The sequence below is a fragment of the Falsiroseomonas sp. genome (assembly GCF_030695085.1).
Classification (GTDB): Bacteria; Pseudomonadota; Alphaproteobacteria; order Acetobacterales; family Acetobacteraceae; genus Falsiroseomonas.
The window spans coordinates 26,367-39,658 of the sequence record NZ_JAUYTS010000070.1 but is presented as its reverse complement, the minus strand read 5'-3'; the positions used below and the strand labels follow the sequence as shown (position 1 = coordinate 39,658).

Annotated in this window: 11 protein-coding genes; 6 read left to right on the top strand and 5 right to left on the bottom strand. The window is 70.6% G+C overall.

Annotated elements, in window-relative coordinates:
* Positions 1–79: 79 nt before the first annotated feature.
* Complete coding sequence (gene murA, locus Q8S40_RS08500; RefSeq protein WP_305670047.1) at positions 80–1,333, top strand: UDP-N-acetylglucosamine 1-carboxyvinyltransferase; 1,254 nt, start codon at positions 80–82, stop codon at positions 1,331–1,333.
* On the opposite strand, the gene Q8S40_RS08495 is transcribed toward murA, so the two are convergent.
* The 3 genes from Q8S40_RS08495 to Q8S40_RS08485 all read right to left on the bottom strand — a co-directional run bounded on the left by Q8S40_RS08495 (position 1,334) and on the right by Q8S40_RS08485 (position 6,099).
* On the bottom strand, positions 1,334–3,568 hold the full coding sequence (locus Q8S40_RS08495) for an ATP-binding protein (RefSeq protein ID WP_305670046.1): 2,235 nt from the start codon (positions 3,566–3,568) through the stop codon (positions 1,334–1,336).
* A 213-nt stretch (positions 3,569–3,781) separates the two neighbouring features.
* Positions 3,782–4,546, bottom strand: a complete 765-nt coding sequence (locus Q8S40_RS08490) for a short-chain dehydrogenase/reductase (RefSeq protein ID WP_305670045.1) — start codon at positions 4,544–4,546, stop codon at positions 3,782–3,784.
* Between the two features lie 11 nt (positions 4,547–4,557).
* The gene (locus Q8S40_RS08485) at positions 4,558–6,099 is read right to left on the bottom strand and encodes an acetolactate synthase large subunit (protein ID WP_304810545.1); all 1,542 of its coding nucleotides are present in this window, start codon (positions 6,097–6,099) and stop codon (positions 4,558–4,560) included.
* Positions 6,100–6,290: 191 nt separating this feature from the next.
* On the opposite strand from Q8S40_RS08485, the gene Q8S40_RS08480 reads away from it, so the two are divergent.
* Entirely contained in the window at positions 6,291–8,543 is a 2,253-nt protein-coding gene (locus tag Q8S40_RS08480; protein WP_305670044.1) for a fused MFS/spermidine synthase, read from the top strand.
* Positions 8,544–8,608: 65 nt separating this feature from the next.
* Positions 8,609–9,067, top strand: a complete 459-nt coding sequence (locus tag Q8S40_RS08475; RefSeq protein WP_305670043.1) for a hypothetical protein — start codon at positions 8,609–8,611, stop codon at positions 9,065–9,067.
* Between the two features lie 9 nt (positions 9,068–9,076).
* On the opposite strand, the gene Q8S40_RS08470 is transcribed toward Q8S40_RS08475, so the two are convergent.
* Positions 9,077–10,228 carry a hypothetical protein gene (locus tag Q8S40_RS08470; protein WP_305670042.1) on the bottom strand — a complete coding sequence of 384 codons (1,152 nt, stop codon included), beginning with the start codon at positions 10,226–10,228 and terminating at the stop codon, positions 9,077–9,079.
* Positions 10,229–10,333: 105 nt separating this feature from the next.
* Here Q8S40_RS08470 and fdhD point away from each other — a divergent pair, with 105 nt between their 5' ends.
* Genes fdhD through Q8S40_RS08455 form a run of 3 tightly spaced genes read left to right on the top strand, consistent with a single transcriptional unit; the run spans position 10,334 to position 12,037 of the window.
* On the top strand, positions 10,334–11,230 hold the full coding sequence (gene fdhD, locus Q8S40_RS08465; RefSeq protein ID WP_305670041.1) for a formate dehydrogenase accessory sulfurtransferase FdhD: 897 nt from the start codon (positions 10,334–10,336) through the stop codon (positions 11,228–11,230).
* The gene (gene mobA, locus Q8S40_RS08460; RefSeq protein WP_305670040.1) at positions 11,220–11,870 is read left to right on the top strand and encodes a molybdenum cofactor guanylyltransferase MobA; all 651 of its coding nucleotides are present in this window, start codon (positions 11,220–11,222) and stop codon (positions 11,868–11,870) included. Before fdhD ends, mobA begins: the two co-directional genes overlap by 11 nt.
* Before the next feature lie 41 nt (positions 11,871–11,911).
* Positions 11,912–12,037, top strand: a complete 126-nt coding sequence (locus Q8S40_RS08455) for a hypothetical protein (RefSeq protein ID WP_304810558.1) — start codon at positions 11,912–11,914, stop codon at positions 12,035–12,037.
* A gap of 6 nt (positions 12,038–12,043) precedes the next feature.
* Here the strand turns inward: Q8S40_RS08455 and glp are convergent, their stop codons facing one another.
* Positions 12,044–13,291: a gephyrin-like molybdotransferase Glp gene (gene glp / locus Q8S40_RS08450; protein ID WP_305670039.1), complete on the bottom strand. Its 1,248-nt coding sequence runs from the start codon at positions 13,289–13,291 to the stop codon at positions 12,044–12,046.
* Position 13,292 lies beyond the last annotated feature (1 nt).

Genomic DNA, 13,292 nt, shown 5'->3' with positions numbered 1-13,292 from the left:
CCGCGGGCCCCATCCGGGGCCTCGGGCACCCTGCGGGCGCCCGCTTTGTTCTGATGATTACGCCAGGGAAGCACATCTGATGGACCGCATCCGCATCCGCGGCGGCAAGCCGCTTTCGGGCAACATCCCGATCGGCGGCGCCAAGAACGCCACACTGCCCCTGATGGCCGCCGGCCTGCTCTCGGACGGGCCGCTGACGCTGGAGAATGCGCCGGACCTTGCCGACATCGCCACCATGCGCGCTTTGCTGGTGCAGCACGGCATGAGGGTGGAGCACGACAAGCCCGGGCGGCGGCTTGTGCTGTCCGGTGCGGCGGATAACCTCGTGGCGCCCTATGATTTGGTGCGGAAGATGCGCGCCTCCGTCCTCGTGATGGGGCCGCTGGTCGCGCGCTTCGGGGAGGCGCGCGTGTCGCTGCCCGGCGGTTGCGCCATCGGCACGCGGCCCGTGGATCTGCACATCAAGGGCCTGGAGCAGATGGGCGCCGTCTTCGACCTGGAAGGCGGCTACATGCATGCGAAGGCGCCGAAGGGGCTGCGCGGCGCCACCATCATCTTCCCGCAGGTCAGCGTCGGCGCGACGGAAAACCTGCTGATGGCGGCAACGCTCGCGGAGGGCACCACCGAACTGGTGAATGCGGCGCGGGAGCCGGAGATCGGCGACCTCGCCATGTGCCTGATGCGGATGGGCGCGCGGATCGAGGGCATCGGCACGGACCGGCTGGTGGTGGAAGGCGTGAAGCGCCTCGGCGCCGCGACGCACCCGATCATCCCGGACCGGATCGAGGCCGGTACCTATGCCTGCGCCGCCGCCATCACCGGCGGCACCGTGCTGCTGGAAGGCGCGCGGATGGTCGATCTCGGCGCCGTGGTCCGCACGCTGCGCGAATGCGGGGTGGATGTGGCGGAGGAGACATCCGGCCTGCGGATCACCCGCAAGAACGGGTTGCGCGGCGCCGATGTGATGACCGAGCCCTTCCCCGGCTTCGCCACCGACATGCAGGCGCAATTCATGGCGCTGATGTGCGTGGCCGAAGGCGCCAGCATGATCACGGAAACCATCTTCGAGAACCGCTTCATGCATGTGCCCGAACTGACCCGCATGGGCGCGCGCATCAAATACCACGGCCAGTCCGCCATCGTGCGCGGCGTGCCGAAGCTGTCCGGCGCCCCGGTGATGGCGACCGATCTGCGCGCCAGCGTCAGCCTGGTGCTGGCCGGCCTGGCGGCGCAGGGGGAGACCATCGTCAACCGCGTCTACCACCTCGACCGTGGGTATGAGGCGCTGGAGCAGAAGCTGTCCGCGGTCGGGGCGGAGATCGAACGGGTCTGATCACTCCTCCGTCCGGAGGACGAGCCGCAGCTTCTCCGCCAGTTCCTGCCGGCGATAGGGCTTCGACAGCAGCACCACCCCGGGGTCGAGCCGGCCGTGATGCACCACCGCATTCTCGGTGTAGCCAGAGGTGTACAACACCCGCAGCCCTGGCCGCAGCAGCAGGGCGGAGACGGCAAGCTGAGGGCCGGACATGCCGCCGGGCATCACCACATCGGTGAACAGCACGTCGATAGGTGCCTCGCCGCGCAGGATCTCCATCGCTTCCCGCCCGTCGCGCGCCGACAGCACGGTGTAGCCCAGCAGGGTCAGCTCGCCCGCCACATGGGCGCGGACCATGTCGTCATCCTCGACCACCAGCACCGATTCGGTGCCGCCGCCGATGCGCGTGGCGGTGGGCCGTGCCGGGGTGCGCGTTGCGCCGGGGTCCACGGCGCGCGGCAGGTACAGCTTCACGGTGGTGCCCTGGCCCAGCTCCGAATAGATCTTCACATGGCCCTGGGATTGCTTGACGAAGCCATACACCATGCTGAGGCCGAGCCCGCTGCCGCGGCCGAATTCCTTGGTGGTGAAGAACGGCTCGAAGGCCTGGGCGATCACCTCCGGGGCCATGCCCTGGCCCGTGTCGGTCACCGCGATCACCAGGTATTCGCCCGGAACCACCTCGTCATTCCGTGCCGCATAGGCGGCGTCCAGCTCGCTTTCCGCCACCTCCACGGTCAGCAGGCCGCCATAGGGCATGGCATCGCGTGCGTTCAGCGTCAGGTTCAGCAGCGCCGCCTCAAGCTGGGAGGGGTCGACCAGCGCGGGCGGCAGGCCCGGCGGCAGTTCGAAGCGGCATTCCACATATGCGCCCAGGGTGCGACGCAGCAGGGGCTCGATCCGCCCGATCTCGGCGGACAGGTCCGTGGCGCGCGGCTCCAGCGGCTGGCGGCGGGCGAAAGCGAGCAGGCTGCGGGTCAATTCGCCGCCGCGCTCGGCCGCCATGCGGGTGGCCTCCGCCAGGTGCAGCAGATCCGGGTCATGTTCCAGCCGCTCGGCGAGCAGTTCGGCGCTGCCAAGGATCACGGTCAGCAGATTGTTGAAATCATGCGCCAGCCCGCCGGTCAGCTGGCCCACCGCCTCCATCCGCTGGGCACGCAGCAGCTTGCGGTTCAGCTCGATGATGGACTCGCGCTGCTGCTCCAGCGAGTCCGCGCTGCGGTTCAGCACCGCCATCAGCCCGCCCAGTTCGCCCTTCGGATGGGGCGCAGGAATGCGGGCGGAGAGATCGCCCTGCCCCAGCCGGGTCGCCATGGCGGCGATGCGCGCGACGTTGCGGCGGATCATCACCTCCCCGATCACCCAGACCGCGGTGCCAAGCAGCAGGGACAGGATGGCGAGGATGACGAGATCCTCACGCAGCCGCCGGTCGGCCGGCGCCAGCAGGTCCCGCCGGTTCTGCCCCACCAGCACCCGCAGCCCGGACTCGGCCACATGCGGCGCGGTGCCGGAGGCCCAGATGGAGGTGCCGCCGTCCTCCTCGCGCAGCGCCACCGTGTCCCCCGCGCCGGCAGACAAGGCGAAGCGGCCGAGCGGCGCACCCAGGATCGACTGGCCGATGCGCGTGGCGCGCGCTGGGTTGGGTTGCCAGACCAGCACGGTGCCCTGCTGGTCCAACAGCAGGATTTCCATGCCGGGCACGAGCAGCCGCAGATCCTCCCCGACCAGACGCTCCAGGTCGAGGCCCGCCAGGATGACCGCTTCCAGGTCGCCCGCCCGGTCGCGCACCGGGCGGACGATCTGCAGTACCGCGCTGCCGCTCATGCGCCCGAAGGCGGCATCCAGCACCAGCCCGTCTTCCGTTGTCTGCGCGCGTTGGAAATAGCTGCGATCCGCGAAGTCCTGCTCACGCCCCGACTGAAGCGAATCGCAGGCCAGCCGGCCGTCCCGGTCGGTGGTCAGGATGCCGGTATACTGCGGATATTGCTCGCGCACCCGCGCCAGGAAGGCCGAGCAGCCTTCGCGGCTTTCGCTCTGCAGGTCCCGCGCCCGGGCCAGGCCATACAGCAGCTGCCCGGTGGCCAGGATGCGGGCTTCGAGATCGCGTGCGACTTCGGACGAGGCGTTGACGATCCGCGCGGTCGCGGCATCGACCTGGACCCCGCGCTCATGGAATGACCGCAGGCCCAGCAGAAGTCCGGGCAGGATCATCGACATGGCCACAAGCCACAGCAATCGAGCGCGGATGCTCATGCCCAGGCCACCCCCTTCCCGGCGTCCGAAGCCGGGCCGGTCGACCCGGCCCGGGGTCGGCCCACGCCGCCCCTGCCTGGCGCCATCTTGGCGCCACGACCAGCTGTGACAGCCTGATGCCGCCACAAGGGGCCGCGCCACACGTCCGCAGTCGAATTGATGTTGACATGGGCAGAAAGTCGCCGCAACCGCGCCGCGCGGCAGCGAGGAAGCTCAGCGAAACATTCCGCCTCCATCCACATCGACCACCGTGCCGTTGATGTAGGCGGCCCGGGGGGAGGCCAGGAACACCGACAGGTCGGCGATCTCGGCGGCCTCGATGGCGCGGCCATAGGGCAGGCCGGTCAGGGTTTCCGCCCAGCGCTCCGGGTCGCCGAACTGGATCTGGGCGTTGACGCGCGCCTGCGTCTCCATCCGGTCCGTCCGCGTCGCCGCCGGGTTGATGCCGAGCACCCGCACGCCGCTGGCCTGCGCCGCGCCGCCGAGCGCCGAGGTGAAGGCGACCAGCGCCGCATTGCCGGCACCGCCGCAGATATAGCCCATGCGCGGCGCCCGCCCGGCCATGCCGATGATGTTCAGGATGACGCCAGCGCGCTTCGCCTCCATCCCGGGATAGTAAAGCTGGCACATGTGGATGTAGCCGAGCACCTTGAGGTCCCAGGCCTGCTGCCAACGGGCGAAGGGAATATCCTGCAGCCGGCCGGCGGGGATCGCGCCGGCGTTGTTCACCAGGATGTCCACCTCCGGGAAGGCGGCGTGCAGGCGCTCGCGCTCGGTCGGCTGGGACAGGTCGGCGGCCAGCGTCTCCACCCGCACCTGCGCCCCGCCCCGCACCGTATCGGCCGCCACGCCCAGAGTTGCGGCATCACGCCCGACCAGCACCAGGTCGCAGCCCTCCGCTGCGAAGGCCTGGGCGCAGGCCAGGCCGATGCCCTTCGAGCCGCCGGTGACCAGCACCCGGCTTCCCGCGAGGTTCATCTCCATCCGCGTCAGACCTCCATCTCGATGACGAAGGGCCGGTCACTCGCAAAACTCTGGCGCATCAGGTCGGCCACGCCTTCCAGCGTGTTGGTGCGCGCGGCCTCCACGCCCATGCCGTTGGCGAGCTTCACCCAGTCCAGGTTCGGATTGCCGAGGTCGAGCATGTCCATCGCCGTACGGCCCGGATTGGCGCCGACGCCCTGATATTCGCCGATCAGGATCTGGTATTTGCGGTTGGAGATGATGACGGTGGTCACCGGCAGCTTCTCCCGCGCCTGGGTCCAGAGCCCCTGCAGCGTGTACATGCCCGAGCCATCGGCCTGCAGGTTGATGACGCGCCGCCCGGGCGCGCCGATCGCCGCGCCCGTGGCCAGCGGAATGCCGCAGCCGATGGCGCCGCCGGTGATGTGCAGCCAGTCATGCGCCGGCGCGGCATGGGTGAATTTGTAGAAGCCGCGGCCGAAGGATACGGATTCATCGGCGATCACCGCGTTGTCCGGCATCAGCGCCGCCAGCGTCTGCGCCAGGCCTTCCGGTGTCGGCGTGCCGCGCACCGCATCCGGCCGCGCGCCGGGGCTGGGGATGGCGGCCGCCGGCGCGCCGAGTTCATCGGCCAGCGCCGTCAGCGCCTGGATCGGGTCCGCCTCATACCGCGTCAGCAGCAGGATGTCGGCGTCTTCCCGGTGGTGGCGGGACGGCTTGTTGGGGTAGGCGAAGAAGCCGACCGGCGCCTTGCTGTTGACCAGGATGATGGTGGTGTAGGGCTTCAGCGCCTCGACCGCGAGATCGACCGGATAGGGCACGCGCTCCAGCTGCATGCGGCCCTGGCCACGCTCGACGCGGCTGTTCGACATCTCGGCGAGCACATGCGCACCCGTCGCCTGGGCGATACGCCAGGCCAGCGCCTGCGCCTGCTGCGTCAGCGCGAGACCGCCGAGCAGGATCAGCACATCCTTCCGCCCGCGCAGTGCATTGGCGGCGTTGCGGATAGCCAGCGGGTCCGCCTGCGGCGCGGCGGGCACCGGCAGGGCCACGGCAGGGCCATCCGGCGCCTCGTCCCAGCACACATCCGACGGCAGGATCAGGGTCGCAATCTGGCCCGGCGAGGTGCGGGCGGCCTGCACCGCCACCGCCGCATCGCGCGCCACATCGGCCGCCCGTTCCACGGTGCGGACCCAGCCGGAGACGCCACGGGCAAAACCCTCGGTATCGGCCGTGAGCTGCGCGTCCAGCGGGCGATGGTAGGTCGCCTGGTCACCGACGCAGTTCACCATGCCGGACCGGGCGCGACGGGCATTGTGCAGATTGGCCAGGCCGTTCGCGAGGCCCGGGCCGCAATGCAGCAGCGTCGCCGCCGGCTTGCCGGTCATGCGGAAATAGCCATCGGCCATGCCGGTGACGACATTCTCCTGCAGGCCGAGCACGCAGCGCATGCCCGGGATGCGATCCAGCGCGGCGACGAAATGCATCTCGCTCGTGCCCGGGTTCGCGAAACACGTATCCACCCCCGCGCCCAGCAGGGTGTGCACCAGACTTTCGGCTCCGTTCACCGCGATCCTCCCCAATGACAAGGCCGCAAGGTGCGCGGGCCGGGGCGCAGCCGCAAGGGTGGGGAAAGATTGCCCTTTCTCCATTTTGTGGCTTGGGCGTGAACAGTGGGTTACGCGAACCACCGCGATTGGCAATGATAACGATCGCGTCAGAAGGGGGGCTTCGGCGCGTTTGGGGGAGGGTTCCGGGCATGCCGCGCCTGGCCATTGCATTCTTCTGCTCGGGCTTCGCCGCCCTGCTGTGCCAGATCGTCTGGCAGCGCATGCTCGGCATCTTCGCCGGCTCCGACACCATTTCCGCCGCCCTGGTGGTGGGCGCCTTCCTGGCGGGGCTGGGGCTCGGCTCCATCATCGGGGCGAAGCTGGCGGACCGGCTTTCGCCCTATCACGCGCTGCTGGGCTTCGCCCTGGCGGAGGCCGGGGTGGCGGTTTTCGCGCTGGTCTCGAAGCTGTTCCTGTATGACTTCCTGGCCACCGACCTGGCCGGGGTGGTGGACAGCCCGGTGGCGATTTTCGCGCTGTGCTTCGCGGGGCTGGTGCTGCCGACCACGCTGATGGGCGCATCCCTGCCGCTGCTGGCGCGCGCGGTGGCGACCAGCCTGGACACGGTGGCGGAACGCATCGGCAGCCTCTACGGCCTGAACACGCTGGGTGCCGGGCTGGGGGCGCTGCTCGGCGGCTGGGTGCTGGTCGGGCATCTGGGGTTTGTCGGCGCCCTCGGCCTGGCGGCGGGGCTGGATGTGCTGGCAGCGGTGCTGGCGCTGACCCTGCTGCCCGGCCTGTCCCGCATCGCCCCGCCGCCGCCGGCACGCATCGCCACCGCGGAAGCGGAACCCTTCGGCAGCCTGCGGATGTGGTGCCTGCTGGTGTTCCTGTCGGGCTACATCATCGTGGCGATGGAGATCGTCTGGGTGCGGCTGATGGGGCAGATCGGGCAGTACCATGCCTATCTGTTCCCCACCGTGCTCGGCATCTTCCTGCTGGCCGATGGGCTGGGTATCGCGGTCGCATCGCGCATGGTGCGCCGCATGCGCGACCCGCGGCCCGCCTTCTTCCTGACCCAGGCGGGCGGCTTCGCGCTGGGGGCGGCGCTGATCCTGCTGCTGGTCTGGGCGCTGCCGCATTGGCCGCTCAACCAGTATGTCTCGGCCGACATGCAGCGGCTGCGTGATGGCGGGCTGGTGACCACGGTGCTGCTGACCCTGTTCGTCGTCGGCCCGCCGAGCTTCCTGATCGGCATGACCTTCCCCTTCGTGCAGCGCGCCGTGCAGCAGGATCTGGCGAGTGTCGGCGCGCGGGTCGGCTGGGTGCAGCTGTCCAACATCCTGGGCAATGCGGCGGGCTCGATCCTGACCGGGCTGGTGACCTTCCACCTGATCGGCACCGCCGGCACGCTGCGGCTGCTGGCGGCGCTGTCGCTGCTGCTGATGCTGGGCTGGCTGTGGCGGGCCGGGCGTGGGCGGCGGCCGGAAATGGCGCTGGCGGCGGCCTGCGCCGTGGCGCTGGTGGCGCTGCCGAGCAACGCCACGCTGTGGTCCCGCCTGCACGCCGAACAGCCGGGCCAGACCGTCGCCTGGTCCGAGGACCGGTCGGGCATCGCCTTCTTCCGGGACGAGAACCGGCCCGGCGCCGGCCCGCACGGTCCCTTCTTCATCCAGGGCTTCAGCCAGGGCCGTATTCCCTTCCTGCCGATCCACCAGTTCCTCGGCGCGGTCGGGCCGTTGCTGCACCCGGACCCGAAGGCGGTGCTGTGCATCGGCATCGGCTCCGGCGGCACGCCCTGGGCGGCCGGCGTTTCAGACCGCACGAAATCGGTGCGGGCCATCGAGCTGGTGGGCCCGGTGCTGACCGCGCATGCGGATATCGCCGGGCGCTACCCCGGCAGCCCGATCGCGGAGATGCTGGGAAGCCCGCGCTGGGCGCTGGAATATGGCGATGGGCGCCGTGCGCTCGCGCGCGGCGATGCGCTGTACGACGTGATCCAGGCAGACGCGATCCTGCCCGAGGGCTCGCATTCCGGCCTGCTGTACTCCGCCGAGTTCCTGGAACAGGTCCGCGCGCGCCTGGCGCCCGGCGGCATCTATGTGCAGTGGGGGCCGAGCCGTCGCGTGGTGGCGACCTTCGCCGCGGTCTTCCCGCATACGCTGCTGCTGATGCCCGGCTCCGTGCTGATCGGCTCCAACACCCCGATCCCCTACGATCCGGCCCGCCTGGCGCAGCGTTTCGCGCAACCGGAGGTGACGGCCCACCTGGCCCGCGGCAATCGCGATTTCCGCGATTACGCCGGGATGTTCGCCGAGCCGGCGCTGGCCTGGGCGCCAGGATCGCGCCGGCCGGCGGTGGCGCTGACCGATGTCTTTCCGCGCGACGAATTCTACCTGAACAACGGCGTGCGCCACACCCAGGCGCTGCGCCGGCCGGAGGATCTGCTGGCGGAGGATTAGGCGGCCGGATGGTGGCAACCGCGGCGCCGGGGTAGGCTGGCGCAACAAGAATCCGGATGATGTCGATGAAGAAGGTTCTGCTGCTCGGCTTCATCTGCGGCGCGCTGGCCGTGGTGGTGTTCCACCAGGGCACGCAATACGTGCTGTACCATCAGTTTCCGCTGATCAAGCTGCTGCCCTTCGTGCCGGATGCCTTCCGCCCCGCTTCCGCCGGCTTCAGCCTGCGGCCGATCCCGCCCTGGGGCGTGCCGCAGGTGCTGTCGATGGCCTTCTGGGGCGGGCTCTGGGGCATTGTCCTGGCGGCGCTGATCCGCTGGGGGCGGATGCCGGATCTGCTGACCGGGTTCGTGCTGGGCGCCGTGGTCTGCACCGTGGTGGGCTTCACCCTGGTGGCGCAATATCGCGGCGTGCCGATGTGGGCCGGTGGCAATACCCTGATCTGGGCGCGGGCGGCGCTGCTCAACGGCGCCTTCGGCTGGGGCGCGGCCTTCCTGATGCGGCCGTTTTCGCTGCGCGGCGGCTGAGGCCGCGCTTCAGCCCGCGAACCGCCCCAGCAGGGCGGTCAGGTCCGCGAGGCGCTTGCAGCCGGTCTTGCGGCGGATGGCGGCAAGCTGGTCCTGCGCCGTCGCCACGGCGATCTGCCGGACCGTGGCATGCTGCGCCAGCGTCCGCCCGGCCGCGAGCGATGCGGCCAGCGCGCCCTCGGCGGGCGTCAGCCCGAAGGCCTGGCGCAACAGCGGCGCGCGGGGCCGGCTGCGGCTGCGGTCATCCGTCACCAGCAGCATGGCGCCGGTGAAGCCATCGGGTGCGCCAAAGGCCTCCAGCCGCCGCAGCGGCACCGCCTGCACCAGATAGGGCGGCGCACCGCTGGGCCGGGGCAAGGCGACGCTGGCGGCATCGGGCATCATCTTCACCTTGCCGGAGATCGCCGCCAGCGCGGCGCCGATGGCGCGGGCCAGTGCCTGCCTTGCGGTGGCATGCGGGGTAGCCAGGCCGCCCTCCGTCGCCAGCGCCAGCCCATCCTGCTCCGCGGCCATCGCTTCCACCGCCGGATTGGTGACCACGGTGCGGCGCTGGCGGTCCAGCAGCACAACCCCCTGGCGCAGCGCCGAAAAGCCCATCCGCATGGCGCGCGCCGCCTGCCAGCCATCGGCCGCCAGACGATGCTCCATCACCAGGGCGCGGCGCAGATGCGGGAAGATCGGTCCCAGCAGCGCCTCTTCCGCCGGCCCAAAGGGCGCCGCGCGGACGGAGCGGTGAAAGGCGATGCGCCCCACCATGCCATCCGCCGTCTGCATCGCCGCTGATAGGCAGTGGAAGGCGCCGTCGCGCGGGGCCTTCCATTCATTCCAGATGGCCGAGCGCCGATAGGCCGAAGCCGGCACCAGCCGGGCCATGTTCAGCACGCCTTCCCCCTGCCGGGCGGCGGCGGCGGCCCAGGGGTCGCGATGGATCCAGTGGTGCTGGTAGCCAGCGGTCACATCCGGGGCGAGGCCGCCACCCTCGCAGCGGCTTTCCCGCAGCACGCCGCGCTCATATTGCATCAGGTGCACGGCATGGGTGCTGGCCTGCAGGCGTTCCGCCAATGGGGCAATGGCATCTGCCAATCCGCGCCCGTCCATCACGGCAGCGTAGATGTCCAGCGCAATGGCCTCTGGCGAGGATGTGCCCGTCGGGTCGCTCACGGAATCGAGATTACCAGATTGCCGAAGTTGTGTCATTGGTCGCGTGAAAATGACCGGTGGCGCGGCTCGCTTGCGCAGCGGCGGGCGCGCCGCCACCTTGGCCACATGGCCCAGCCCCTTCGCGTACAACCCGACCCGACCGACCCACGCCTGACCCGGCGCGTCACCGGCCTCGACCACACCGGCCAGGCGATCGAGACCAGCGTGACGGTGGAACGGCCGCTGACCCTGTATCTGAACGGGCAGGAGATCGTCACCATGATGACGATCCTGGACCGGCCGGAGGACCTTGCGCTCGGCTACCTGCTGAACCAGGGCATGCTGCGCCGGGCGGATCGCGTCACCGGCGTGGAGTATGACGAGGACCTTCAGGTGGTCATCGTCCGCACCGAGGCGAAGACGGATTTCGAGGCCAAGCTACGGAAGAAGACGCTCACCTCCGGCTGCGCCCAGGGCACCGCCTTTGGCGACCTGATGGAGGATTTCGCCGGGGTGCGGCTGCCGGAGACGGCGCAGCTGCGCACCTCCTGGCTCTATCGCCTGCTGCACCGGATCAACACGCTGCCGAGCCTGTACCTGGAAGCCGGCGCCATCCATGGCTGCGCGCTGTGCCGGGAAGACCAGCCGATCGTCTATATGGAAGATGTCGGCCGCCACAATGCGGTGGACAAGATCGCCGGCTGGATGTTCCGGGAGCATGAGGCGCCCGAGGACAAGATCTTCTACACCACCGGCCGCCTGACCTCGGAGATGGTGATCAAGACCGTCCGCATGGGCATCCCCATCCTGCTGTCGCGCTCCGGCTTCACCGCCTGGGGGGTGGAACTGGCGCGGGAGGCGAACCTCACCCTGATCGGCCGCTGCAAGGGCAAGCGCTTCGTGGCGCTCGCCGGCGAGCAACGCCTGGTCTTCGATGCGGACCTCGCGCATGTGCCGGAGGAATCCGCGAAGCACTGGCGCAAGAACAGCGCCGAGGCGATGGGGTCCAGCGATGCCGGGTGAAACGGTCGTGCCGGAGGCGCGCGGAACGCTTGCCGTGGTGCTGGCCGGCGGGCTGGCGCGGCGCATGGGCGGCGGCGACAAGCCGCTGCGGCTGCTCGCCGGGCGGCCGCTGCTGGACCATGTGCTGGAACGGCTGCGTCCGCAGGTGGCGGCCACCATCCTGAACGCCAATGGCGACCCGGCGCGCTTTGCCGCCTGGGGCCTGCCCGTGGTGGCGGATGGAATGCCGGACCACCCCGGCCCGCTCGCCGGCATCCTGGCGGCGCTGGATTGGGCGGCGGAGGCGCAGCCGGCCTTTGCATGGGTGGTCTCCGTCCCCGGCGATTCACCGCTGATCCCGGGTGATTTGGTGGCGCGGCTGCATGCGGCGCGTCAGGCGGCGGGAGTGCCGCTGGCCTGCGCCCTGTCCGACGGCCAGACCCACCCACCGATCGGCCTGTGGCCGGTGGCGCTGCGCCATGATCTGCGCGCGGCGCTGACGGCGGGGGAGCGCAAGATAGACCGCTGGACGGCGCGCCACGGCATCGCCCATGCCGATTGGCCGACCGGTCCGATCGACCCCTTCTTCAATGCCAATGCCCCGGAAGACCTGGCGGAGGCCGAGGCGCTGCTCGCGGCCCTTGCAACCGGCGGTCGCTGATCCGATACACAAGCGATGCGTCACACTGGGAATCAAACGCGATGAAGTCCGTCCTGTTCGGCTCGCTCGCCGCCATCATCCTGGCCATCGGCGCCTATGTCGTGCTGGACCGGAATTTCCAGCAGACCGCGGAGCAGCGCCACACGACGTCGGGCGTGCGGCTGTAGGCCACCTCAGAAGATCCCACGGAAGGGCAGCACGGCGACGCGGTCGCCGGGGCTGACCGCGATGACGTCCTCCGGCAATTCGGCCAGCGCGTCGGATTGGGTCAGCGAGGTCAGCAGACCCGCGCCTTCGCGCGCGAATTTCTGGGCGAGCGGCAGACCCTCACCGGGGATCAGCCGCACCCGCACATATTCCCGCCGCCCAGCCTTCTTGCGATAGGCGAAGCCGGCTTCCGCCGGAAAGCGCGGCAGAGGCTCCGCCGTGGCGCCGGCGAGGCGCAGCAGCAGCGGGCGCGCCAGGTGGAGGAAAGTGACCACGGCGGCCACCGGATTGCCCGGCAGCCCCACCACCGGCGTGCCGCCGATCACCCCCATCGCCGCCGGCCGCCCCGGCTTGATCGCCAGCCGCCAGAATACCAGCCGCCCGCCCTGCTCGATCGCCGCCTTCACATGGTCGGCCTCCCCGGTCGAGACGCCGCCCGATGTCAGCAGCACATCATGCGTCGCCGCGGCGGCGGCCAGCGCCGCGGCGGTGGCATCCGCCCGGTCGGGCAGGATGCCGAGGTCCTGCGCCTCCACCGGCAGCCCGGCCAGCAGCGCCAGCAGGGTGAAGCGGTTCGAATCATAGGTCTGGGCCGCCCCCAGGGCGGTGCCCGGCTCCGCCAGTTCATCGCCTGTGGAGAAGACGCCGACGCGGACGCGGCGCCGCACGGAAAGGCTGCCGAGGCCGAGCGCCGCGGCCAGGCCGATATCCTGCGGCAGCAGGCGGCGCCCGGCCTCCAGCGCCACCGCGCCCTGCGCCACATCCTCCCCGGCCGGGCGGCAATTGGCGCCGCGCCTGAGGCCGGGCACCAGCAGCACGGCGCCGTCCTCCTCCCGCGCATCCTCCTGCATCATCACCGTATCGGCGCCATCCGGCATCGGGGCGCCGGTGAAGATGCGGATGGCGGTGCCGGGGGCGATGCCGCCGGTTGCCTGGCCGGCCTGCAGGCGGGCCACGACGGGAAGTCGGGTCTCACCCGTTGCAGCCAGGTCGCCGTGGCGGAAGGCATAGCCATCGACGGCGGAATTGAAGAAGGGCGGCAGCGGCAGCGGCGCGCGCAGATCCTCGGCCAGCACACGGCCGAGCGCGGCCAGCAGCGCGGCGGGCTCCGCGCCCGGCAGCGGCGGGACACGTTCCGCGATCAGCGCCTGCGCCGCATCAACGGACATCAGCTTGCCGCCGAAGGCGAAGCAATCGTCGCTGAGCTGCGCCATG

What these genes read in the sequence shown, in the direction of transcription:
- murA (WP_305670047.1), top strand. Translation starts at nt 80, where the DNA reads ATGGACCGCATCCGCATCCGCGGCGGCAAGCCGCTTTCGGGCAACATC.
- Q8S40_RS08495 (WP_305670046.1), bottom strand. Translation starts at nt 3,568, where the DNA reads ATGAGCATCCGCGCTCGATTGCTGTGGCTTGTGGCCATGTCGATGATC.
- Q8S40_RS08490 (WP_305670045.1), bottom strand. Translation starts at nt 4,546, where the DNA reads ATGAACCTCGCGGGAAGCCGGGTGCTGGTCACCGGCGGCTCGAAGGGC.
- Q8S40_RS08480 (WP_305670044.1), top strand. Translation starts at nt 6,291, where the DNA reads ATGCCGCGCCTGGCCATTGCATTCTTCTGCTCGGGCTTCGCCGCCCTG.
- Q8S40_RS08475 (WP_305670043.1), top strand. Translation starts at nt 8,609, where the DNA reads ATGAAGAAGGTTCTGCTGCTCGGCTTCATCTGCGGCGCGCTGGCCGTG.
- fdhD (WP_305670041.1), top strand. Translation starts at nt 10,334, where the DNA reads ATGGCCCAGCCCCTTCGCGTACAACCCGACCCGACCGACCCACGCCTG.
- mobA (WP_305670040.1), top strand. Translation starts at nt 11,220, where the DNA reads ATGCCGGGTGAAACGGTCGTGCCGGAGGCGCGCGGAACGCTTGCCGTG.
- Q8S40_RS08455 (WP_304810558.1), top strand. Translation starts at nt 11,912, where the DNA reads ATGAAGTCCGTCCTGTTCGGCTCGCTCGCCGCCATCATCCTGGCCATC.
- glp (WP_305670039.1), bottom strand. Translation starts at nt 13,291, where the DNA reads ATGGCGCAGCTCAGCGACGATTGCTTCGCCTTCGGCGGCAAGCTGATG.